The 23436-nt window shown below is 40.6% G+C and carries 24 protein-coding genes; 19 read left to right on the top strand and 5 right to left on the bottom strand.

Annotated features, from left to right (window positions below; all coding sequences use genetic code 11):
• Positions 1–17: 17 nt before the first annotated feature.
• The 3 genes from metH to HCN54_RS17275 all read left to right on the top strand — a co-directional run bounded on the left by metH (position 18) and on the right by HCN54_RS17275 (position 4909).
• On the top strand, positions 18–2750 hold the full coding sequence (gene metH / locus HCN54_RS17265; RefSeq protein ID WP_167598777.1) for a methionine synthase: 2733 nt from the start codon (positions 18–20) through the stop codon (positions 2748–2750).
• Positions 2751–2815: 65 nt separating this feature from the next.
• A complete protein-coding gene (gene metF / locus HCN54_RS17270) occupies positions 2816–3769 on the top strand; it encodes a methylenetetrahydrofolate reductase [NAD(P)H] (RefSeq protein WP_072981834.1) in 954 nt (317 codons plus the stop codon).
• 48 nt (positions 3770–3817) lie between these two features.
• A complete protein-coding gene (locus HCN54_RS17275; protein ID WP_167598778.1) occupies positions 3818–4909 on the top strand; it encodes an acyloxyacyl hydrolase in 1092 nt (363 codons plus the stop codon).
• Here the strand turns inward: HCN54_RS17275 and HCN54_RS17280 are convergent.
• On the bottom strand, positions 4906–6531 hold the full coding sequence (locus HCN54_RS17280) for an ArnT family glycosyltransferase (protein WP_167598779.1): 1626 nt from the start codon (positions 6529–6531) through the stop codon (positions 4906–4908). The two genes, HCN54_RS17275 and HCN54_RS17280, sit on opposite strands and share 4 nt — an antisense overlap.
• Before the next feature lie 141 nt (positions 6532–6672).
• Here HCN54_RS17280 and HCN54_RS17285 point away from each other — a divergent pair, with 141 nt between their 5' ends.
• The 3 genes from HCN54_RS17285 to HCN54_RS17295 all read left to right on the top strand — a co-directional run bounded on the left by HCN54_RS17285 (position 6673) and on the right by HCN54_RS17295 (position 9084).
• The gene (locus HCN54_RS17285; protein WP_167598780.1) at positions 6673–7425 is read left to right on the top strand and encodes a head GIN domain-containing protein; all 753 of its coding nucleotides are present in this window, start codon (positions 6673–6675) and stop codon (positions 7423–7425) included.
• Positions 7426–7431: 6 nt separating this feature from the next.
• On the top strand, positions 7432–8538 hold the full coding sequence (locus tag HCN54_RS17290) for an acyloxyacyl hydrolase (RefSeq protein WP_167598781.1): 1107 nt from the start codon (positions 7432–7434) through the stop codon (positions 8536–8538).
• 66 nt (positions 8539–8604) lie between these two features.
• Positions 8605–9084 carry a hypothetical protein gene (locus tag HCN54_RS17295; protein ID WP_167598782.1) on the top strand — a complete coding sequence of 160 codons (480 nt, stop codon included), beginning with the start codon at positions 8605–8607 and terminating at the stop codon, positions 9082–9084.
• 2 nt (positions 9085–9086) lie between these two features.
• Here HCN54_RS17295 and HCN54_RS17300 read toward each other — a convergent pair whose 3' ends face one another.
• Positions 9087–10196 (bottom strand): glycosyltransferase, encoded by a 1110-nt coding sequence (locus tag HCN54_RS17300; RefSeq protein ID WP_167598783.1) that lies wholly within the window; start codon positions 10194–10196, stop codon positions 9087–9089.
• A 53-nt stretch (positions 10197–10249) separates the two neighbouring features.
• Between HCN54_RS17300 and ruvC the strand changes: the two genes are divergently transcribed.
• The 11 genes from ruvC to HCN54_RS17355 all read left to right on the top strand — a co-directional run bounded on the left by ruvC (position 10250) and on the right by HCN54_RS17355 (position 18777).
• Positions 10250–10804, top strand: a complete 555-nt coding sequence (gene ruvC, locus HCN54_RS17305; RefSeq protein ID WP_167598784.1) for a crossover junction endodeoxyribonuclease RuvC — start codon at positions 10250–10252, stop codon at positions 10802–10804.
• A 12-nt stretch (positions 10805–10816) separates the two neighbouring features.
• Complete coding sequence (gene hemW, locus HCN54_RS17310; protein ID WP_167598785.1) at positions 10817–11947, top strand: radical SAM family heme chaperone HemW; 1131 nt, start codon at positions 10817–10819, stop codon at positions 11945–11947.
• Positions 11948–12010: 63 nt separating this feature from the next.
• Positions 12011–12760, top strand: a complete 750-nt coding sequence (locus tag HCN54_RS17315) for a cyclase family protein (protein ID WP_167598786.1) — start codon at positions 12011–12013, stop codon at positions 12758–12760.
• Between the two features lie 2 nt (positions 12761–12762).
• On the top strand, positions 12763–13113 hold the full coding sequence (locus HCN54_RS17320; protein ID WP_167598955.1) for a DUF4260 domain-containing protein: 351 nt from the start codon (positions 12763–12765) through the stop codon (positions 13111–13113).
• A 15-nt stretch (positions 13114–13128) separates the two neighbouring features.
• The gene (locus tag HCN54_RS17325) at positions 13129–13758 is read left to right on the top strand and encodes a DUF4230 domain-containing protein (protein WP_167598787.1); all 630 of its coding nucleotides are present in this window, start codon (positions 13129–13131) and stop codon (positions 13756–13758) included.
• Entirely contained in the window at positions 13739–14359 is a 621-nt protein-coding gene (locus tag HCN54_RS17330) for a GNAT family N-acetyltransferase (protein WP_167598788.1), read from the top strand. Before HCN54_RS17325 ends, HCN54_RS17330 begins: the two co-directional genes overlap by 20 nt.
• A 1-nt stretch (position 14360) precedes the next feature.
• Positions 14361–14732, top strand: coding sequence for an MmcQ/YjbR family DNA-binding protein (locus HCN54_RS17335; protein ID WP_167598789.1), 372 nt, complete (start codon positions 14361–14363; stop codon positions 14730–14732).
• Between the two features lie 44 nt (positions 14733–14776).
• Complete coding sequence (locus HCN54_RS17340; RefSeq protein ID WP_167598790.1) at positions 14777–16555, top strand: MutS-related protein; 1779 nt, start codon at positions 14777–14779, stop codon at positions 16553–16555.
• A complete protein-coding gene (locus tag HCN54_RS17345) occupies positions 16556–17557 on the top strand; it encodes a metal-dependent hydrolase (RefSeq protein ID WP_167598791.1) in 1002 nt (333 codons plus the stop codon).
• 44 nt (positions 17558–17601) lie between these two features.
• Entirely contained in the window at positions 17602–17919 is a 318-nt protein-coding gene (locus tag HCN54_RS17350; protein WP_072981674.1) for a cupin domain-containing protein, read from the top strand.
• 72 nt (positions 17920–17991) lie between these two features.
• Positions 17992–18777 carry an SDR family oxidoreductase gene (locus HCN54_RS17355; RefSeq protein WP_167598792.1) on the top strand — a complete coding sequence of 262 codons (786 nt, stop codon included), beginning with the start codon at positions 17992–17994 and terminating at the stop codon, positions 18775–18777.
• A 4-nt stretch (positions 18778–18781) separates the two neighbouring features.
• On the opposite strand, the gene HCN54_RS17360 is transcribed toward HCN54_RS17355, so the two are convergent.
• The 3 genes from HCN54_RS17360 to HCN54_RS17370 all read right to left on the bottom strand — a co-directional run bounded on the left by HCN54_RS17360 (position 18782) and on the right by HCN54_RS17370 (position 20458).
• A complete protein-coding gene (locus HCN54_RS17360; protein WP_167598793.1) occupies positions 18782–19294 on the bottom strand; it encodes a hypothetical protein in 513 nt (170 codons plus the stop codon).
• 90 nt (positions 19295–19384) lie between these two features.
• On the bottom strand, positions 19385–19552 hold the full coding sequence (locus tag HCN54_RS17365) for a hypothetical protein (protein WP_167598794.1): 168 nt from the start codon (positions 19550–19552) through the stop codon (positions 19385–19387).
• 51 nt (positions 19553–19603) lie between these two features.
• Positions 19604–20458 (bottom strand): AraC family transcriptional regulator, encoded by an 855-nt coding sequence (locus HCN54_RS17370; protein WP_167598795.1) that lies wholly within the window; start codon positions 20456–20458, stop codon positions 19604–19606.
• 136 nt (positions 20459–20594) lie between these two features.
• On the opposite strand from HCN54_RS17370, the gene HCN54_RS17375 reads away from it, so the two are divergent.
• Both HCN54_RS17375 and HCN54_RS17380 read left to right on the top strand, forming a co-directional pair.
• Positions 20595–21530 (top strand): dihydrodipicolinate synthase family protein, encoded by a 936-nt coding sequence (locus HCN54_RS17375; protein ID WP_167598796.1) that lies wholly within the window; start codon positions 20595–20597, stop codon positions 21528–21530.
• A 258-nt stretch (positions 21531–21788) separates the two neighbouring features.
• Positions 21789–23366 (top strand): aldehyde dehydrogenase (NADP(+)), encoded by a 1578-nt coding sequence (locus HCN54_RS17380; RefSeq protein WP_167598797.1) that lies wholly within the window; start codon positions 21789–21791, stop codon positions 23364–23366.
• Positions 23367–23436 lie beyond the last annotated feature (70 nt).

A 23436-nucleotide genomic window follows, 5' to 3' on the forward strand; every position in this document is an offset into this window, starting at 1 on the left:
ACGAATTAAGATTGAATATGGAAGCTGATTTGAATAAAGCTAAAAAGAATGAAACGGCGAAGTTCTTAAGATTGAGCGGTCTAGAACCGCTTATCGTAACACCTGAAAGCAACTTTGTTAACGTTGGAGAGCGTACTAATGTTGCCGGATCTAGAAAATTCTTAAGACTTATTAATGAAGAAAAGTTTGACGAAGCTTTAGATATCGCTCGTGATCAGGTTGAAGGTGGTGCGCAGATCATTGATATCAATATGGACGACGGACTTATCGACGGAAAGAAGGCGATGGTGACTTTCTTAAATCTTATTGCGGCCGAACCTGATATTTCACGCGTTCCCATTATGATCGACAGTTCAAAATGGGATATTATCGAAGCAGGCTTACAGGTGGTACAAGGTAAGTGTGTTGTAAATTCTATAAGTTTAAAAGAAGGCGAGGCCGAATTTATTGACCACGCAAAAAAAATAAAACGCTACGGCGCAGCGGTTATCGTTATGGCTTTTGACGAAGTAGGTCAGGCCGATAATTATGACCGTCGTATAGAGATCGTTAAGCGCAGCTATGATATCCTTGTGGACCAAGTTGGCTTTCCGCCGGAGGATATCATTTTTGACTTAAATATTTTTCCGGTAGCAACTGGTATGGAGGAGCACCGCCTCAACGCTCTTGACTTTATAAGAGCTACAAAATGGGTGAAAGAAAACTTGCCGCACGCCCATGTAAGTGGTGGGGTGAGCAATGTTTCTTTTAGTTTTAGAGGAAATAACGTGGTGCGCGAAGCGATGCACTCCGTGTTTTTATATCACGCGATTAAAGCCGGGATGAATATTGGTATCGTAAATCCTACGATGCTTGAGGTTTATGATGATATTCCTAAAGATCTTTTAGAACACGTTGAAGATGTGATTCTAGACCGTCGTGATGATGCAACTGAGCGTCTTCTAGATTTTGCCGAAAGCGTAAAAGGAACGGCCAAAGAAAAAACCGTTGATCTTTCTTGGCGAGAAGAACCTTTACAAGATCGTATTACGCGAGCCTTGGTAAAAGGTATTGACGCGTATATTCTTGAAGATGTTGAAGAAGCCCGTCTGGCATCAGAAAAACCTTTGCACGTGATCGAGGGGCACTTAATGACTGGTATGAACGTCGTGGGTGATCTTTTTGGTGACGGAAAAATGTTCCTTCCGCAGGTGGTAAAATCGGCACGAGTGATGAAAAAAGCCGTTGCTTATTTATTGCCGTATATCGAAGAAGAAAAGTTGAAAAACCCGCCACCGGCTTCAGAAAAAGAGAAGTCTAACCTTGTGTTGATGGCGACCGTAAAAGGCGATGTTCACGATATAGGTAAAAATATTGTAAGTGTAGTTTTGGCCTGTAATAATTATGAGATCATAGACCTTGGAGTTATGGTTCCGCCGGAAAAAATTATTGCTACGGCAAAGGAAAAAAATGTTGATATTATAGGCTTAAGTGGCTTGATCACACCTTCGCTTGATGAAATGGTTTTTCTCGCAAAAGAGATGAAACGTCAAGATTTTAAAGTGCCATTACTCATTGGTGGTGCAACCACAAGTAAAGCGCATACCGCAGTTAAAATCGACCCTGAATATCCGGAGTCGGTTGTTCATGTAAATGACGCTTCACGAGCCGTTACCGTAGTTGGCGATCTGCTCAATCCTGATTCTTCAGTAACCTATAAAGCCGGGATCAAAGAAGAATACGCGTTATTTAGAGAGCGCTTTTTAACACGCGGAAAAAAGCGTGATTTTCTAACGATCGAGCAGGCGCGTGAAAATAAATGGAAGTTAGATTGGGAGACTTTTGAAGCGTATAAGCCTAATCAATTAGGAATACAGGTTATTGAAGAATTTGACCTTGATAAACTTGTGCCGTATATTGACTGGTCGCCGTTTTTCCGCAGTTGGGATCTGCACGGAAAATATCCTGATATTCTGGAAGACGACGTTGTGGGCGCTCAAGCACAAGAATTATTCGCAGATGCAAAGGAGATTCTTAAAAAGATTTTAGACGAAAAATTACTGAAGGCTAAAGCAATTTTCGGACTGTTTCCTGCCAATACGATCAATGACGACGATATCGAGATTGTCACTTCGGGCGCAGTTGAGAACGAAGAAAAATTCATTTTCAGAACCTTGAGACAACAAAGCAAAAAGGCCTCTGGAAAACCCAATATTGCACTTTCAGATTTTATCGCTCCTAAAGAAAGCGGAAAACAGGATTATATGGGCTGCTTTTGTGTTACCGCCGGTTTTGGGACACAAGAATTGGCTGCCAAATATGAGGCAGAACACGACGATTATAACAGTATTATGGTAAAAGCGCTGGCCGATCGTTTTGCTGAAGCCTTTGCCGAATACTTACACGAACGTGTGCGTAAGGAACATTGGGGGTATGCTAGCGATGAAGTCTTAAATAATGATCAGTTAATTAAAGAGGAATATAAAGGGATACGTCCTGCGCCGGGATATCCTGCTTGTCCTGATCACTTAGAAAAACTAACTATTTGGGATGTGCTTCAAGTGAAAGAAACCATAGGTGTTGAATTGACCGAAAGCTTGGCTATGTGGCCGGCAGCTTCGGTGAGCGGGTATTATTTTGCGAATCCGCAGGCGCGCTATTTCGGGCTGGGGAAAATTAAAATGGACCAAGTAAGTGATTTCGCAAAGCGGAAAAATATTGAAACACGCCTCGCAGAAAAATGGCTTAACCCTAATATTTCTGACGATTAACCAAAACAACTAATACAACCAAAACAAAACCTGAAAACACGTTAAAGTGGACCAGGTAGATGCTTATGAAAATTACAGACCACATAAAAAACGCAAACGGGAAGACGTTATTTAGCTTTGAGTTGATTCCGCCTAGAAAAGGAAAAAGCATACAAGAACTTTATAATAACATCGATCCCTTGATGGAGTTTAAACCTCCCTTTATTGATGTTACCACGTCGCGCGAAGAGTTTGTGTATATCGAGAAAGACGGCCTGTTAGATAAAAAAGTGACCCGTATGCGCCCGGGAACTATAGGTATTTGTGCTTCGATCAAGCATAAGTATAATGTTGACACTGTGCCACACGTGTTATGCGGTGGTTTCACCAAAGAGGAAACCGAGTATCTGCTGGTAGATTGTCATTATTTGGGCATTCACAACCTTATGGCATTACGTGGTGATGCAATGCGTGAGGAGCAATATTTTAAGCCTACGCCGGGTGGTCACGAGTATGCATTAGGCTTGGTAGAGCAAATTGCTGAGATGAATAAAGGCCGCTACCTTAATGGGATGGTGGAAACTTCAGACTGTTCTGATTTTTGCATTGGTGTTGCGGGGTATCCTGAGAAACATCTGGAAGCTCCTTCTCTAAAAACCGATCTCAAACGACTGAAGCAAAAAGTAGAGGCCGGTGCAGAATACGTGGTTACTCAAATGTTTTTTGATAATAAAAAATACTTCGAATTTGTTGATTTGGTACGTGCAGAAGGTATTGATATTCCTATCATTCCGGGGATTAAGCCTATTGCGGTAAAACGCCATTTACAATTGCTTCCGCAGGTGTTTAAAATAGACCTGCCTCAAGAGTTGATCGATGCGGTTGAAGCGTGTAAAACCAATACTGATGTACGTCAAGTGGGTATTGAATGGGCGATTCAGCAATCTAAAGAGTTGATGGATGGCGGTGCGCCGGTGTTGCATTATTACTCAATGGGTAAAAGCGATAATATTAAAGCGATCGCTTCAGAATTGTTTTAGATCGAATACTCATAATATTTGATACATTTGCCGGATATCTTTTAGAGAATGAATTACAAGTTTATTGTTGCCTTATTGTGTTTTGTTTCGGTATACAGCCAGGAAGAAGTAAAACCTTATAGTTTTGATCTTAATTATACCTACGGAAGCATTCTCGAGCATAATAAAGATATTTCGCATCTCATAACCGGGCATCCCACGGGTTTTATTTTAGCCTATAACCGAAGAACTTACGGTTTTAATGATTGGGAAGCACGCTATAACTATCCTGATTATGGGTTTTCTTTTGTTTCTCAAGATCAGAAGAATCCGTATTTAGGAGAGAATTATGGTTTGTATGGGCATTTTAATTTTTATGCGCTCAACAGGCATTTGATGGTGCGTATTGCACAAGGAATTGCCTTTACCACAAAGCCTTTTGATATTGACGATAACTTTAGAAATAATGCCTACGGATCCACTTTGTTGAGTTCAACATATGTGATGCTCAATTATCAGCAGCCTAATATCATTGATCGTATTGGCTTGCAAACAGGGATTACGCTAGTACATTACTCTAACGCAAATGTGCGGGCTCCTAATGCGAGTACCAATTCTTTTACCTTCAGTATTGGATTGAATTACCAATTGGACGATGACGAGTTCCCGGAATATATTCCTAAAGTTAAAAGCAGATATACTGAGCCCATAAAATGGAATTTAGCCTTGCGGACCGGTGTTAATGAAAGTGATTACATAGGTTTAGGGCGTCGCTCATTTCTGGTGGTTTCTTCCTTTTTAGATAAGCGTATAACGCATAAAAGCAGTTTAATGGTAGGAGCCGATCTGTTTTTGAGCCCATTTTTAAAAGATCAGATCGAGTATGAATCCATTGCTTTTGCCCAGCAATATGGTACTAAAGGTGATGAAGATTGGAAGCGTGCCGGAGTTTTTGTAGGGCACGAGTTGCACTTTAATAAAAACTCTTTCGTGACGCAGTTTGGTTATTATGCTTATTACGATTATGATTTTGAGGGCCGCGTATATTTTAGAGGCGGACTCAAGCGTCATTTTACCGAAAACATTTTTGGAGCGATTACCTTAAAATCTCACGGTGCAAAAGCCGAAGCTGTTGAGTTTGGGATAGGGATCAGACTTTAATAGTGCACGCGCCAGTCGCCAAATTCTTTAACCTTAAAATGCTTGGTCAGATATTCTAAACTATCAGGAATAGGTCTACGGTCTTTTGTGATTATAATATTGGTAGAATCCTTCAGTAAGCTTTTAAAACGCTCATAGTTGTTTGGATCTCTAAGATCAATGTAAGATTGCGTCCAGCTAGAATCTCTTTCAAATCGCGTATCGCGTAACGACTCGTAATTGGTGTTGGTCACAGTGACGATGCGATCTCCCAAATAAAATGCCGCAGAAGGTAGGCGATAATCGTAGACAATCACTTTGTAATCCTTTGTGTCCTTTTTTTGCTTTTCGATAAAAGCATATTGCGGTTTAAAACTGCGTAATAAGAGTTCGTTTTGAGGTGCAAAACTGAAATACAACAACAATAAAAGGAGTGTTGCTCCAGTACTTAAGGCAAAAAGTCGTGTGCTCTTTGAGGCTTTAGCTTTAAAATTCCACCAGTAGAAATAGCTTCCTATCAATGCTAGCGCAAGTATGCTAAACCAAATTTTGTATTCAAATGTGGGAATACAAAGCAATGCGATTGCCATTCCGGTTAAAATTCCAAAGCCAACTTTGTAAGTAAGTAAGAAATAGTTTTTTTCGTGCTCTAAGACCTGTTTGTAAACACCGACAAAAAATAGCGCCAGTAAAGGATACAGTGGTAAAATATAAAAAATGAGTTTTGAAGAAAACAGCGAGAACACCAGGAGAATCGCTAAACAGGAAAATCCTAAAGTTTTGAGTTGTGGGGTGAAAGTTAAGCGCTTCCGCTTTGCGATAAGTACGTAAACAAATGGTACAGTCCAAGGTAGGCAGAGCAATGGCGCAAAAACAAGGTAATACCAGAAGGGTTTACTGCGTTTAAATTGCGAAGCATCAACACTGCGTTTTACGATTTGATCTTCAATAAAATGATCAAGCAGATTAGGTTTTTCTAAAACAATAGCGATAAACCAAGATGCAGAAATACCCAATAATAAAATTATGCCTAAAACCGTGTGTTTAGAAGGTTTTAGTGGCTCTTTTGTGCTTATTTTATAGCAGATCATAAATAGGGCGACGGGTAAAAATGCCACCGGACCTTTGATTAGAAAAGCGATCCCTAGAAGCGCATATCCCAGATATAAAAAGCTTTTTTTCTTCTTGAGTTTGGCAACCAGAAAGCAGTAAATACTTGATAAAATAAAGGTGTTGAGATAGGCGTCTGTTGTAAGATTTAAAACACTTGCGAGTACAATAGGAAAGGTAAAATAGATCAGCGCGGCAAAAATTCCGGTTTTGCGATCTTCAAACCAAAGTTTACCCATTTTATAAACAAGCAACAACTGAAGCAGTAACGCGACCGCTAAAAAAAAGCGTGCTCCAAATTCATTAAAACCAAAGATTTTATAACCAAGAGCCGTTATCGCATAGGTAACGGGAGGTTTATGATAATGGCCTATTCCTAACATTCTAGGATGCAAAAAATCGTTGCTTAGAGCCATCTCTCTGCCAATTTCGGCATAGCGAGCTTCACTGCTTTCTGTGAGTCCGCCTTGGCTAATGCCTACGAGCATCACGATAAAGATCGAGGCTAAAACGAAGTAGAATTTTTTCGTCAAAATAAAAACTATTTACAGCGCCAAATTTCAATAAATCTCCTAAAAGGCGGGTTTATATTCTCATTTTATTTTTGAGCTTAAAATATAAATGCGGGGTTCTGCTTCTTTTTGCCGTAATTTGCTCACAAAAGTTGTTGATACATGCAAAAGATCATTTTAGCGCTGTTTATAGTGCTTGTTTCATGTAATTCTGAAAATGCCGAAGATTGCTTTCAGACTTCCGGCGAGACGGTGGAAGTTGAATACGAAGTTCCTGAGTTTACTAAGCTGAGAGCTGAGGCTGAGGTGATCGTGCATATCAAACAGGGCGAGGAGTATAAAGTGGTGTTACGCACCGGTAAAAATCTGGTAAACGAGGCACTTATTGAAGTGCAAAATGGAGTTTTGGTGCTGCGCAATGATAACCGCTGCAATTTGGTGCGCGAGTATGGCAATTTTGAGGTTTTTGTAACCGTGCCTAACCTTATCGAAATTCGTCATAATTCTTCAAGAGAGATTTACAGCGACGGGACTTTAGTGTTTCCTGAACTGTATTTGGTGAGCAATACTTCGATCAACCTTGATGTGATTTTACGAAAGAACGGGGAGTTTCACTTAGATCTGGATACCGAAAATTTACGCATTGATGCCAATGGTAAAAGTGTGTTTTATATGACCGGAGAAGCTGAAAATATGGATTTAAACTTCCAAAATGAGAACCCGCGTTTTGAAGGTCGGGATTTTGTGGTACAAAATATTGATATTTATCACCGCGCTCCCAATAAAATGATCGTGAATCCGCAGCAAAGTTTAACCGGAGTAATCACGGGTACCGGTGATGTGATCGCAGTAAATCGCCCGCCAATAGTAGACGTTGAAGAGCGCTACACGGGCCGATTAATTTTTGAAGATTAACGTTTTATGAGAATTCTTTTTCTTGCTGTCCTGATGTTTTCTTTTGGCCTTAGTGCGCAAGAACTAGACTTTACTGAAGAAAAAAAGCCGGTTTCGCTAGATGCTTCTTTTTTCTACGGAAGCATTCTTGAGCATAATCCTGATATCAATCATTTGATCACGGGACATCCTACAGGTTTTATTTTAAGTTACAACCGAAAAACTTACGGATTTAATGAATGGGAGCGTCGATATAATTATCCGGATTGGGGATTTTCAATGGCCTATCAAGATCTGCATAATGAATATCTAGGTGAGAATATTAGCTTCTATGGGCATTTCAATTTCTATTTTTTAAACCGAAATGCGTATTTCAGGATTGGTCAGGGTGTTGCTATTGCCGGCAGCCCGTACGATCCTGAAACCAATTACATCAACAACGCTTATGGAACCAAATTACTTAGCTCAACGTACATAGCGCTTCAATACAATAAACAGAATTTATACAAAGGATTTGGCTTGAATACGGGTTTTACGATCATTCACTATAGCAATGCAAACTTGCGCGCGCCTAATAATAGTACCAATACGTTTGCCTTTAACGTTGGAATTAATTACAATCTCGATTACGAGGAATTTCCTGATTATATTCCAGAAGGTGAGCGTACTAAATTTACAGAGCCTGTTCATTATAATTTAGTTTTGCGTGGCGGTGCTAATGAAAGCGATATTGTAGGGCAGGGGCAGTTTCCATTTTTTGTGGTTTCAGCATTTGCAGATAAACGCATCAATCACAAAAGCACGCTGGTCGCCGGTACAGATGTGTTTTTTGCCTATTTCTTTAAAGAGTTGATTAAGCTTCAGGCTGCATCGTTCCCTGAGTTGGGCGTGAGCGGCGATGAAGATTGGAAACGGGTTGGGCTTTTTATCGGGCACGAGCTGCGCTTTAATAAGGTTGCGTTTGTTTCGCATTTGGGGTATTATATTTATTATCCTTACGAGTTTGAAAACCGATTGTATAACCGCCTGGGGTTGAAGCGTTATTTTACTGATGATGTTTTTGCTGCGGTAACGGTTAAAGCACACGGTGCAAAGGCCGAAGGCGTAGAATTTAGCTTGGGATATCGTTTTTAAAACAGATATTGTTTAGTTTTATACCGCACGTTTTCACATCTTTGTGCAAGATTTTCGAGATGTTACATGTTTAGATTTCTAGTTCTTTTGGCGATAGCCGTTTGCGTAACAGGCTGTAAAGACCTTGAGACCAAAAAAGTGTCTTCAAAGGTTTTGGCAGAAGAAGAACTCAAGGCGATCAATATGAGCGAGGTCGATGAATATCCCTCTTTTGCGAGTTGCGATACGTTAGAAGATCAAAATGCAAGATATCAGTGCTTTAAAACCGAATTGGCACTTAACTTTCAACGGCAGCTTTCCAACAAAATGGTGATCGTTGAGTCAGAATTAAACGATACGATCTGGTTGTATTTAAGTATCTCTGAAGTAGGAAACCTGAATATCGACCGTGCCGAAATACCAGATACCATTGCGCTACAACTCCCTGAATTAGAAAGCTGGCTAAAAGATAGTCTGGATTCTTTGCCTCAAATTTCCGCAGCAAATAAACGCGGTATTCCTGTAAAAACTGCTTTTAAAATGCCCGTGGTTGTCAAGGTGGACTGATCTCACTTTTTAAAAGTGCGTCCTTTCCACACAAAGCTTCCTGTCTGACTTGCAAGTGCAATAAACACTGTAAAAATGGGATGTATAAAAACAACCCAAATTAAATGCCACAGCGGTTTTTTTTGATTGAACTCACGTGCAGTTTGTGTGATTAGAACCACATCAATACCAACTTTTAAAAGTAAAAACCATCCTGCCGAGGCATAAAAAGGAAGCAACAAAACGGCAAGGTTTCCTGTGAAAACAACTATTGCGGTTAAAACCGCAAACGCACTGGTATAAGCGCTGGCCTTTGCCGCCCACCTTTTTCGCTGGGTAATAAGTGCAGTTAAATGCGGTTGAGGCGCTGTGATCACCAAAGCTTTTGAAGTTTTTAGATAACCTACTTGCTTAGCATCATTTTTAATGAATTTTTGCATTAAAAATACATCATCTCCACTGGCGATGTGATCTGTGTTTTGATATCCGTTCAACTGCTGAAATTGGGTTTTAGCAAACGCAAGATTGGCGCCGTTACACATAAAGGCCTGGCCTAAACCAAAACTGCCTATCGTCGCGCCTTGCAGACTTAAAAAATCTAATTGCTGAAAGCTCCCCAGAAGACTGTTTTTTGCATTTGAAAAAAGTACAGGTCCGGCGATAAATTGCAATACAGAATTTTGAATTATGGCTTGATTATAAACAGCTAACCAGCCAGGAGCAACTGTACAATCTGCATCGGTGGTAATGATCCACTCAAATTTGGCTTGTGAGATTCCTTTGGTAAGTGCGTCCTTTTTTGGAGAAGCTGAAAAGCGCTCATTGTCTAGAACTCTTATAAGCAACTTGCTCGTGTTCTGGAATGCTTCAATCACTGCTAAAGAAGCATCGGTAGAAGCATCGTTGACTAAGAGCACTTCAAAATGTTGTTTGTCGTAGTTTAATTTATTTAAAGATTCTAATAACGCCTGAAGGTGTTTGGCTTCATTTCTAAACGGAATAATCACCGAAAAGCAGGTGGCGTTTTCAGTAGAAACCTGTTCTGGTGAAATTGGTTTCCATCTAAAAAAACCAACACAAAGCGCGGCAATAAGAATTGTGTATAGGATTATGAAGGCTGCAACAAGGATCACGCTTATAATGTTTAGCTTTGCGAAAGCTTCAAAGATGTAAAAAAAAATAGCGCTTGAAATCAGAAAAAATCATTTTAGGAATCGATCCCGGTACGACCATTATGGGTTTTGGCCTGATCAAAGTGGTTGATAAAAAGATGCAGTTTATGCAGCTTAACGAGTTGATGCTAAAAAAATATGACGATCCGTATGTGAAGCTGAAACTTATTTTTGAACGTACGGTGGAGCTGATTGATACCTATCATCCTGATGAGATGGCGATCGAAGCGCCGTTTTTTGGTAAGAATGTGCAGTCGATGTTAAAACTGGGTCGTGCACAAGGCGTTGCGATGGCTGCGGGCTTGTCGCGCCAAATTCCGGTGACTGAATATCTTCCTAAAAAAATAAAAATGGCGATTACCGGTAACGGAAACGCCAGTAAAGAACAGGTAGCAAAAATGCTGCAAAGCCTTTTAGGTTTAAAAACATTACCTAAAAATTTGGATAGTACTGATGGTCTGGCCGCTGCGGTGTGTCACCATTTCAACTCCGGGAAAACCGTTGCCGGCAAAAGTTATACCGGTTGGGAGGCTTTTGTAAAGCAGAATGAAAAGCGTGTAAAAAAGTAGCGATTAGCAGTTATGGCGGGGCTTTACATTCATATTCCTTTTTGCAAACAGGCGTGTCACTATTGTAATTTTCATTTTTCGACGTCGTTAAAAAAGAAAAGCGAACTCGTCAATGCGTTATGCAAAGAAATGGTTCTACGGAAGGAGGAAATCCCCGGGCCCTTGCAAACCATTTATTTTGGTGGAGGTACGCCTAGTTTATTAGACGCTGAAGATCTTCAGCAGATTTTTAAAACTATTGACGATCATTTTAAAGTAGTAGAAGCACCGGAGATCACACTCGAAGCCAATCCTGATGACCTTACCGAAGCTAAACTTAAAATGCTTGCAGCATCTCGCATTAACCGACTCAGTATTGGGGTGCAGTCTTTTTTTGAAGAAGATCTCAAGTTGATGAATCGCGCACACAATGCCACTGAAGCTTTACGCTGTTTGCAACTTGCTAAGCAGTATTTTGATAATATTTCGATAGACCTTATTTACGGAATGCCTGATATGAGCGATTCGCGTTGGCAAGAAAATCTAGATCAAGCCCTTGCACTGGGTATTCCGCATATTTCAAGCTACGCGTTAACGGTAGAGCCTAATACGGCGCTACAAAAGTTTATAGAGAAAGGCGTAGTAAAACCTGTGGATGACGCTGTTGCTCAAAAGCACTTTGAGATTTTACTCGCACACATGGAGCAAGCCGGTTTTGAGAATTATGAGTTTTCCAATTTTGGTAAGCCTGGCTATTTCTCTCAGAACAATACGGCGTACTGGACGGGAAAACCCTATTTAGGAATTGGCCCTTCTGCGCACAGCTTCGATGGAAATACGCGCAGCTGGAATATCAACAACAATCCTAAATACATAAAATCCATTGCTGCTGATTCGCTTCCGATAGAGCGGGAAACCTTGTCCACCACAGATAAGTATAACGAATATGTGATGACCGGTTTGCGTACGATTTGGGGGGTTTCGCTAGAAAAGATCGAGAAGGATTTCGGTTTAAAATTTAGAACCTATGTGTTGCAGCAAGCGCAAAAGCATATAGAGGAACATCTATTGTTTTTAGATGATGACCGCATTGTGGTGACTAAAAAAGGAAAGTTTTTAAGTGATGGTCTGGCGAGTGACTTATTTATACTCAATCTTTCCTGAGATTTTACTGTAACAATCTGCGAAAATAGTAACTTATTCAGGTGAACCAGCCAGAACAAGCCTATGCAAGCGAAAATTACTATTAATCAGACTGAATATTCCGTAGACTTTTCAAAACCCATAGACCTGAGCATACCTGTGATTAGCGGTGAAGAAAATCCTGTTGCCTGGTATTTGGAGGCTCCAAAAATAGAGCCGGTAAAAGAAGGTAAATGGGTTGCAGCTGTGGCACAGGGATCTGTGGTGAATTTTAATAATGTGTATCTCAATCCACACGCGCACGGCACACATACCGAGTGTGTAGGGCATATCACCGAAAAAGTACACAGCATCAATGAGCATTTAAAAACATTTATGTTTACTGCGGAAGTCATCACGTTAGTGCCGGAATCGTTTGCAGACGATTTGGTATTTACTAAAAAGCAAGTAGCAAAAGCTTTGGCATCAAAAACTCCCGAAGCGCTGGTAATACGTACGTTGCCTAATACGAGCAGTAAAAAAAGCAGAAAATGGTCGCATACCAATTGGCCCTACCTTATGGCAGATGCAACCGCTTACATAAAAGAGTGTGGCGTGAAGCATTTACTTATAGATCTGCCTAGTGTAGATCGTGAGCGTGATGAAGGCGTTTTAGCCAGTCATAAAGCCTGGTGGTATACCGGTGGGAAAATACGTTTTGACGCTACAATCACCGAAATGATCTACGTGCCTCATACGGTTAAAGACGGTAGCTATATTCTCAATTTGCAGATCGCCTCTTTTGAGAATGATGCTGCACCAAGTAAACCTATCCTGTATACCTTAGAGAACTAATGGTGAAAACACTACTGAAACTTGAAGAGCTTGGCGCGCTGCTTCTAGCGGTATATCTCTTTTCTACTCTGGACTTAAGTTGGTGGTGGTTTATAGGTTTATTCTTTGTGCCGGATATTGGGATGTTAGGCTATTTGGTGGGGCCTGAAGTGGGCGCTTGGTGCTACAATATGTTTCACTTAAAAAGCTTAGGAGTTGCACTTTACTTAATCGGTATTCTTGTAGAATTTGAGTATTTACAGTTGGCAGGGATCATTCTTTTTGCACACGCTGCTTTTGATCGCATATTGGGTTACGGGCTTAAATATGAGCGCGGTTTTAAGTTTACGCATTTGGGTGAGATTGGCAACTAGCCTTATCTTTGTTTTATGGAATATTTATTCATTGGTTTAGCAATAGGAAGCGTTGTAGCCTATTTTATATTCACGCGATTCAACAAAACAAAAAAGCAGCAAAATGCTCAAGAGCAGTCTGTTGTTTTGATGGAAAAAATACGCAGCGTGTGTAAATTCATTACAGTGGAAGGTGACTTCTCCGAGATCTATCATTATCAGAATGTAAAAGATAAATGGCTCAATCTCTTTTTAGGGAGCAAAAAAGCTTTGGTGCTTATCGATGCGAAAGCCTATGTAGGGTTTGATCTGACCAAAATCAAAATGCAGCCCGATATCAAAAACAGAACGATCATTCTAACCGATTTTCCTCAGCCGGAATTGCTCAGCATAGAAACGGATTTTAAATACTACGATAAGAAGGAAGGTTGGGCAAACCCTTTTACATCCACAGATCTCACCGAAATCAACCGCGAAGCCAAACAGCATATTGTAGATAAAGTTCCACAAAGCGGATTGTTTGGCGAAGCATCTAATCAAGCGCTTAGCACGGTCGCTCTGATGGAAAATCTGGTGCAAACCATCGGTTGGAAATTAGATTACAAAGCCTTGGAGACCGCGACAAAACCTCAATTAAAAGACAAGAATGAGTCCAAAGCAATTTAGCGTAAAAGAAGTTCGAGAAAAAGACTGGCCGGTCTTAAAGCAATTGGTTGATGAGGTCTGGCCCGCTACTTTTAAAGATATTCTTTCTGAAGCGCAGATCAGTTATATGATGGAGATGATGTACAGTGTCGCTTCATTAAAAAAACAAACCGAAACCGGCAGCAAATTTTATATTCTTTACAATAAACTACCTCAAGACAAGACTATTAGGCATGGCTTGGAAACGGATTTTCAATTCGGAGGCAAGCCTCGGAGCATTAAACCCATTGGCGGTGCCAATAACGATGTGCCTTGTGGGTATCTGGCGATCATTCCACAGTATACAAATGAAAAACTTACTACGAGAGGTACGGTCACTAAAGTAGATAAGATCTACGTATTGCCCAAAACACAAGGGACCGGAGCAGGACGATTTTTGATGGATTTTGCTTTCGCGGAAGCTAAAAAAGCAGGAGACCTTGGTGTAACGCTTAATGTTAATCGGGATAACAAGGCTACTTCGTTTTATGAATACTACGGTTTTAAGAATATGTATTCTGAAGATTTTGACATCGGTAAGGGTTACCTGATGGAAGATCATATAATGTATTACCCGTTTTAAGATGAATATCGAAAGCTATAGAACCTACTGCCTTAAGAAACCCGGAACCACCGAGCATTTTCCTTTTGATAAAGATACGCTGGTATTTAAAGTGATGGGTAAAATGTTTGCGCTAAGCAGTTTGACGAGTTGGGAAAACGGTGAGCCGCGCATCAATCTTAAATGCGATCCTGAAGAGGCCGTTCTATTACGAGAAAAATATCCTGAGAGTGTGTTGCCGGGATACCATATGAACAAACAACACTGGAATACTGTGGTACTTAATGGGGAATTAACTACAAAAGAGCTACAGGAATTCATTGATCACAGTTACGAGCTCATCGTAAGCAGTCTTACCAAAAAGCTAAAAGAAGAATTAAAAAGGCTGGATTGATTCTATATATATAGCTTTACACTAATCATTTTTCAATCTAACGCATGCATCAGGATCCCAGAGCCCACTATACCTCAAAAATCACCATTTATCAAGAGCAGCTAAAAAAGATGCAAGCCTTACTGCTTTCGAGCAGTATGATACGGCTCGCAGTGTTTTTAATGGGTGTTGCAGCTATTTACTTTTTATGGGGAAACACGCGCGTTATTCTGGCAATTATTGTTGCTGAGATCGCCCTGTTTCTGTTTTTGGTTTCGAGGCATTCACAACTTAAATACAAGCGGGATTTTCTACAGGAAATGATCTCAATAAATGAAACTGAACTCCGAGTACTCGATCGTGATTTTTATGATTTGCCAGATGGCGATACGTTTAAAGATCCGGGGCACGAGTTTAGTCAGGATATTGATCTTTTTGGGCGAGGCTCTTTTTTTCAATATTTAAACAGAACCGGTTTAGCTAGTGGAGCGCAAAAATTGGCAGATTTACTTACTGCCAATAGTATTGACGATATTCCGCAGAAACAGGAAGCGGTTAAAGAACTTGCAGCACAATCAGACTGGCGGCAAGAATTTAGAGCTACAGCGCGGCTGGTAAAAGTCAATTATGACACGCGACATATTTTAAAATGGCTTAAAGGCTATACCAATTTTGCACCTAAAATCATGCAGTGGCTGCCTAACATGTTTACCGGCATTTCACTGGTTCTTTTTGTGTTGGCGTATCTTGATCTCATTCCGGGAACAGTAGTCTTGTACTGGTTTTTTGCCGGACTTATCCTTAACGGGTTTTTTGTAAAGAAAGTAAATGATCTTTGGGACAAAGCCGGTAAAACGCAAACCACTTTTGAGCAGTATTTCAAATTGATGTTGTTGTTAGAAGAGCAAGAGTTTGCGTCGGTTTATCTAAAAAAGGAACAGGATAAGGTCAAGTCTCAAAAGGCAAAAGCTTCGGCGGTAATTGAGCAGTTTTCAAAAATGCTGGGCATTCTTGATCAGCGCTCCAATATGTTAGTAGGCGTATTTATCAATTCCTTTTTTCTTTCAGATTTAAGACAATCGTATCGCATAGAACGCTGGATTGCATTGAACGCAGATGAGGTTGCCAACTGGTTTGAAGTGATCGCATTTTTTGATGCGCAAAACAGTCTGGCCAATTTCAGCTTTAATCATCCCGATTACGCTTTCGCGAAAATAAAAAAAGGAAAACATACGCTTAATGCAAAAGTATTGGCGCATCCGTTACTCGATCCTAAGAAGGCGGTTGCTAACGATTTTGATATTGATAGCGAACAGTTTTTTATCATCACCGGCGCCAATATGGCGGGTAAAAGTACCTTTTTACGCACGGTGTCTTTGAGTATTGTGATGAGCAATGCAGGGCTTCCTATTTGTGCCAAAGAAGCGGTGTACGATCCTATAAAATTGATCACCAGTATGCGCACCAGCGACTCGCTTACCGATGATGAATCGTATTTCTTTTCAGAATTGAAGCGCTTGCAGTTTATTGTAAATGCCATAAAAACGGATACCTATTTTATCATTCTGGACGAAATTTTAAAAGGAACCAACAGTACTGATAAAGCTATCGGCTCCCGAAAATTCATTGAGAAATTGGTGGCTTCAAATTCCACCGGAATCATCGCTACGCACGACCTGAGTTTATGTGAAGCGGCAGACGAACTCGAGGATATAAAGAACTATTATTTTGATGCGCAGATCATCAACGACGAGTTGTTTTTTGACTACACCTTTAAAAAAGGGATTTGCCAGAATATGAACGCGTCTTTCTTACTGAGAAAGATGCAAATTATAGATGCCTAGATGGATTCGTTGACGCAAATCGTTCTGGGTGCTGCGGTAGGAGAAGCCGTTTTAGGAAAAAAAGTGGGCAACAAAGCGATGTTGTACGGTGCAATCGCCGGTACAATTCCTGATCTTGATACTATTTGGGGTAAATTTCTCGATCCACTTACCGCTATAGAAATTCATAGAGGAATAAGTCATTCTATCATTTTTAGTATTGTGATGGCGCCCATTTTAGGTTGGCTCGTGGCGCAACTACATAAAAAAGCACAAGCCGGTTGGAAAGATTGGTCCTGGCTCTTTTTCTGGGGATTGGTGACGCATCCGCTTTTGGACGCGCACACGACTTGGGGAACGCAATTGTTCTGGCCGTTGGATCTTAGGTTGGCGTACCAAAATATATTTGTGATCGATCCGCTATATACCTTGCCATTTTTGATCTTTTTAATTCTCGCAATGCGCTTACCAAAAGCTTCCAGAAAACGCCGAAAATGGAATAATCTCGGACTCATAATAAGTTCAGCGTATATGGTGCTGACTTTAGTTTTTAAAGGAATCAGTTATCAGAAATTTACCGAAGCCTTAGCAAATGAAAAGATTGAATACACGCAAATCGATACCCGGCCGGCAGCGTTTAATACAATTTTGTGGCACGCCAATATTGATGTAGGCGATGCGTATTTGCTAGGCGATTATTCGTTTTTTGATAGCCAACCTATAAGCTTCAAATACGTACCTAAAGATCGCCAGTTATTGGGTGATTTAAGGAATTCGGAAACTATCGAGCGACTTGATAAAATTTCAAACGGTTGGTATGCGATCGAGAAGCGTGACGGAGAATTGTATTACAATGATCTTCGGTTTGGAGTTTACGATCTGGATGCAAAAGATTTGCGCTTTGTCTTCAGTTATCAGTTGATTCCTGCGGGTGACGATTTAAAAATACAAGAAGCAGAACGAGATCCCGAAGCGATGAAGCAGATTTTGAAGAGCTTGTGGAGCAGGATCTGGGGAAACTAGACTTGAGATATAGAATTAAAATATCATTGATTAAAAATAATACGATGCAGTATAAACTTTCAGAAATAGCACCTAAAGAAATTATGCCGGGATATCACGGCAAACTCGTACATACTCAAAATACGTCACTCGCATTTTGGGAAGTTGAAGAAGGCGCCCAAGTACCTGAGCACAGTCATATGAACGAACAAATCATGCACGTGATTGAAGGAGAATTTGAGTTCACCCTTGACGGAACGACCAAAGTGTATCATCCCGGAGATATTGTGGTGATCGCTCCGCATCTTTCGCATAGCGGAAAAGCCTTAACACCTTGTAAATTACTTGATGTGTTTAGTCCGACGCGGGAAGAGTATAAATAGCAAAAAGCGTGTCAGGTTAAGTGCAGTCGAGACCAGTCTTATCGAAGGCTAGAAAATAAAAATTCTAATACTATGAACATTGATTTAAGCGGAAAAACAGCGCTCGTTGGCGCAAGTACCTCAGGAATTGGTAAAGCGATTGCTATGCAATTGGCGGCAAGTGGCGCGACGGTTACCTTGATGTCGCGTTCGTTAGATAAATTAGAAACGGTCAAGCAAAGCCTCTCGACTGAAAACGGTCAACAGCATCAAATCCTTCAGGTTGATTTTACTGATTATGCTGCGTTTAAATCAATTATTACAGCTTATTTCGAAGAGAATTCAGTAGATATTCTGGTAAATAATACGCAAGGTCCGCCGCCGGGTACAGCGCTTGAAAAAGAAGTTGAAGACTATCAGCAGGCATTTGACCTGTTGTTTAAAACGGTGGTGCTTACTACAGAATTGGCTTCAATTTCTATGAAATCAAAACAATGGGGCCGTATCATCAATGTAGCTTCGGTGTCTGTAAAAGAGCCGCTTTCGTATTTGGTGTTATCCAATTCCATACGAGCAGCAGTCGTGACATGGGCAAAAAGTCTGGCTACCGAGGCTGGTTCCTTCGGTATCACTGTGAATAGTGTTTTGACCGGCTATTTCAATACCGAACGTATCACTTCACTAAATGCTAAAAAAGCAAAAGAGCAAGGTGTTTCTGAAGAAGAAATTTTAATGCAATTAGAAGCTTCGGTTCCTGTGAAGCGTATAGGAGATCCCGCCGAATACGGCTGTCTAGTTGCCTTTTTGGCTTCTGATCGCGCGGGATACATCACGGGGACGCAGATTCCTATTGATGGGGGCAAGCTTAATTCTTTATAAAACACTAGAATTTTTTTAGTAATCGAGTATACACTCGCATCGGAGATTTAAGATTTAAATTGTTGTTATCTAAGAGTATTTTGTCGCCAACTTCTAGTTGTATATTTTTTTGAAGTTCGGTTTTGACTTCTAAACCTATCTCGCTTTGTTCAAATAAGGAGTTGTAACGCGTTTGTCCGTTACCGCCGTTATTTAAAGGGTTAGTTATATACTTCCCATAACTATTTATAGAAAGGTTATCTCTTAATTTATAAGTAAGTTCAAGTTCTGCCTGTAACTGAAGGTCTGGTGAGATAAATGAATTAGCAAGTCCTTGTTCAACGAGATTTCCGCTGAAACTCATTTCTAATTTATTATTATAAAAAGTAAGTGTGTTTTTAAATTTTCTGAAGAACCCTAAATTTTCATAGATCGTTAAATCGGTATTTTGATCAAAAGTTAGTTTCGATTTGGTGCTCTCATTTTCCGGATGAATTTGTGCTTGCAAATCTGTGTTGGCAAGACAAATAATAATCAAAAGGAAGAGTTTTCTATAACAGAAATTCAGCAAGTTAAGTATCATCTAAAAGTTTTTCATAAAGACTATTATTAATAATAATCGTTGCAATTAGCCTTTAAGAAGCGCAATCCTTTTTAAGGCGACAAGCATCAACCCAAGGCTGATACCAATACCTATTCCGTAGAAGAAATCTGAAATTTGATAATAATGAACTGCAATAAGATTTGCAGCAAAAAGTGAAATACTCATAACCATCGCAAAAACACCTTTGTTCATAATTAAAAAGTTTTGGTGTTAGTAGCTCAGAATTTCAGATTGTTACAAAAATTATCCGGTAGTTTCAGCGCTTTTGTAAGTACGCGGACTCACAGCTTTTTGTTTTTTAAAATACCTATTAAAATTAGAGACCGAGTTGAAACCGCACTCATAGGCAATACTGGCAATCGACTCTGTAGTATCTGGAGTACGCAACAATTGGCAGGCATGCTCGATACGCAATTCTAACAAAAATTGGTTAAAGGTTTTGTTGGTACGCTCTTTAAAAAACCTGCAAAAGGCAGTAGGGCTCATCACCGCAACGTCTGCGATCTCTTCAAGACTAATACGTTCTTTAAAGTTGCTCAGGCAATAGTCAAACACATTACTCATACGCTGTCCTTCGGTGTCGGTATATTTAGTGTTTTTAGTGAAGTTAGAAAGTAGTTCTTTGGGAGCGCTATAAATAGCATAAAGCAGTTGCATAAAACGCATAAAGCGCTCTAAATTGGGTGCGCTGGTGATGGATGTAAAGTAGTTTTTAAAGCGTGATTGCGTATCAATAATTCTAAAACCCGAAGCCGCTTGCTTAAAGAACAGGTCAAACTCTTTTAATTCTTCGGTCTCAAAAAAAGACGCACCAAAGCTTTCCCGGTTAAAAAATATGGTAAGCATATGAGATAGTCCTTCGGGATTAGGATCACTTCTAAAAACGTGCGGTAAGTTTCCTCCAAATATTAAAACATCTCCAGGATTAAATCTGCTTACCGTATCGCCCACCAGAAGCGTCCCGGTACCTGAAAGAATATAGCTCATCTGGATCTCAGGATGCTGATGCAGCTTGTCATAAAACAAGGGCTCCAAGTCTTCCTGAAGGATCAGTGCGTTATTGCCAGACTTCGGTATTTTAAATGGTAAAACCTTCAATGGTTAGAATTTGACGTTGATTTTAAGCGAAAATGTGTAATTGCGCTAAAATATGCAATGTTTTGGTTAAATACTACAAAACTAAAGGAAGTGAAGCCTGCTACATTTGTACCATCAATAATAAACATAAGAAACGATGCAGATCAATTGGGAGGGTGTGATGCCCGCAGTAACGACAAAGTTTACAGCAGACGATAAACTGGATTTAGATTTATTTGAGGTAAACATCAAAGCCCAGCTTGATGCTGGCGTTCACGGAATTGTTTTAGGTGGAACCTTAGGGGAAGCCAGTACTTTAACTGACGAGGAAAAAAGTATTTTAACACGTAAAACTGTTGAGATCGTTGCGGGTTCTGTGCCGGTAATGATGAACATCGCAGAGCAAACTACAAAAGGGGCTATTGCTGCGGCAAAACAAGCAGAAGAAGATGGAGCTGCAGGTTTAATGATGTTGCCTCCTATGCGTTACAAAGCGAGCGATCGTGAGGTTGTTGCTTATTTTAAAGCGGTTGCACAAAGTACGTCGTTACCAATTATGGTGTATAACAACCCAGTTGATTATAAGATTGAAGTGACGCTTGATATGTTTGAAGAATTACTTGAAGAGCCAAATATTCAGGCGGTGAAAGAATCTACACGAGACATCTCTAATGTAACCCGCATTAAAAACCGTTTTGGAGATCGTTTAAAGATTATGACGGGTGTAGATACTTTGGCGTTAGAAAGCTTGTTGATGGGTGCAGACGGTTGGGTTGCCGGTTTAGTTTGTGCATTCCCAGCTGAGACGGTTGCGATCTACGAATTACAAAAAGCAGGTCGCATTGACGAGGCTTTAGCGATCTACCGCTGGTTCTTACCACTTTTAGAATTAGATATCGACGCGCAACTTGTACAAAATATCAAGCTCGCAGAAGTATATACTAAAATTGGTTCTGAGCACGTGCGCGCACCGCGTTTACCATTAGCTGGTGCACGTCGAGAAGAAGTGATAAAAATTATTGAAGAAGGTTTAGCAAACAGGCCTACTTTACCAGAATACAAAGGCCTTAATACGCAGCAAGAGCTGGCGTAATTCAATATAAATTAAAAGATTATTTGGTGGATAAAATGAGTCGGAGGCAGCGTTCGTTTAAAATTAGATTTTAAGTTTAGCTATCAACGGTTTGGCGATTTTCAAGACTTGACATAATAGCTGACGGCTCATTTTTTTTGAGGCTTTATAAAACCTTTTAAAGCACAAATTATAGTTTAATAAAAGCACCGCAATCGTGGTGCTTTTGGCGTAAACAAGCTTAAGGCAGTTTAAGCGATTAAAAAGAAATTGATACAAATGATTACAGGAAAGAATTATATAGGAAGTAAAATTTCTGCGGAAGGAAAAACGACATACACAACGATCAACCCGAAGCTCAATATTGAGAATGAGTGGCAATTTACCGAGGCTACTGAGAGCGAAGTAGATGCTGCTGCCCAATTAGCTGCGGAAGCATTTGAAGTATATAAATACAAATCTGATAAAGAACGCGCAACATTCTTAAGAGCGATTGGCGAAGAGATCGAAGCTTTAGGTCAGCAATTGATCGATACCTACACCACCGAATCTGGCCTTCCTGAAGGTCGTGCAATGGGTGAACGCGGCAGAACAATTGGTCAACTCAATGCATTTGCTTCCCTGTTAGAGCAAGGAGATTGGGTGCAAGCTACCATAGATCACGGTAATGCCGAGCGTACTCCTGCACCAAAACCTGATTTGCGTAAAATGCAAATCGCGACCGGACCTGTTGCTGTTTTTGGGGCTAGTAACTTTCCGTTTGCGTTCTCAACCGCTGGTGGAGATACTGCGAGCGCGCTTGCAGCTGGTTGCCCGGTTGTGGTGAAAAGTCACCCAATGCACGCAGCGACGGGCGAATTGGTCTCTTCAGCAATCATCAAAGCGGCGCAGAAAACAGGAATGCCTGACGGCGTTTTTTCGAATTTGAACAGTAAAGGAATTGCTGTAGGAGAGCAGCTGGTGAAGCATCCCGCGATCAAAGGTGTTGGTTTTACCGGAAGCATAAAAGCGGGGAAAGCCCTGGTTGCACTTGGAGCGAACAGAGAAGAGCCCATCCCGGTTTATGCCGAAATGGGAAGTATAAATCCAGTGGTGATCCTTCCGGAAGCTTTGAAAGTCAATGGGGAAAGCTGGGCGCAAAAATATGCGGGAAGTATCAATCTTGGCGCGGGACAATTCTGTACCAATCCCGGGTTGATCTTAGGAATTGAAGGAGAAGAATTAGAAACTTTTGGTAAGAATCTGGCTGCGCATTTAGGCGAGCAACCTGCGCATTGCATGTTGCATCCTAATATTCAGTCGGCTTATGAAAGCGGAAAACAAAATATGCTTGACGCAACAGGAACCGAAGTGCTTGCAGTCACCTTGGAGGCAGAAGGAGCAAATGATGGTAAACCGGCTTTGGTAAAAGTTACGGGAGATGATTTCTTGGCGAATACAAAGCTGCACGCAGAAGTTTTTGGACCGTTTTCAATGTTGGTAAGCTGTACTTCAAAAGCGCAACTGCTTGAGGTTTTAAACGCATTAGAAGGCCAACTTACTGGTTCGCTTATCGCGGAAACTTCAGAAGTTGCAGCATATACAGATGTGATTGATGCCTTGCGTTCGCGTGTGGGTAGAATTTTATTTAATGGTGTTCCTACCGGTGTTGAGGTTTGTCCTGCAATGCATCACGGAGGGCCATTTCCATCTACCTCTGATGCCAAATTTACTTCGGTAGGTAACGACGCGATTTACCGTTGGGTGCGTCCGGTTTCGTATCAGGACTGGCCGCAAGAATTACTTCCAGATGCTTTAAAAGAAGAGAATCCGTTAGGTATTCTTCGCAAGGTGGATGGGAACTATAGTAAAGCTTGATAACTTCAGCTAGTACGAGTTAAACAAGAGATACAGTAGTTTAAAGTACTACTGTATCTTATTAATTAAA

This window comes from Leeuwenhoekiella sp. ZYFB001 (genome assembly GCF_011784865.1).
Taxonomy (GTDB): Bacteria; Bacteroidota; Bacteroidia; order Flavobacteriales; family Flavobacteriaceae; genus Leeuwenhoekiella; species Leeuwenhoekiella palythoae.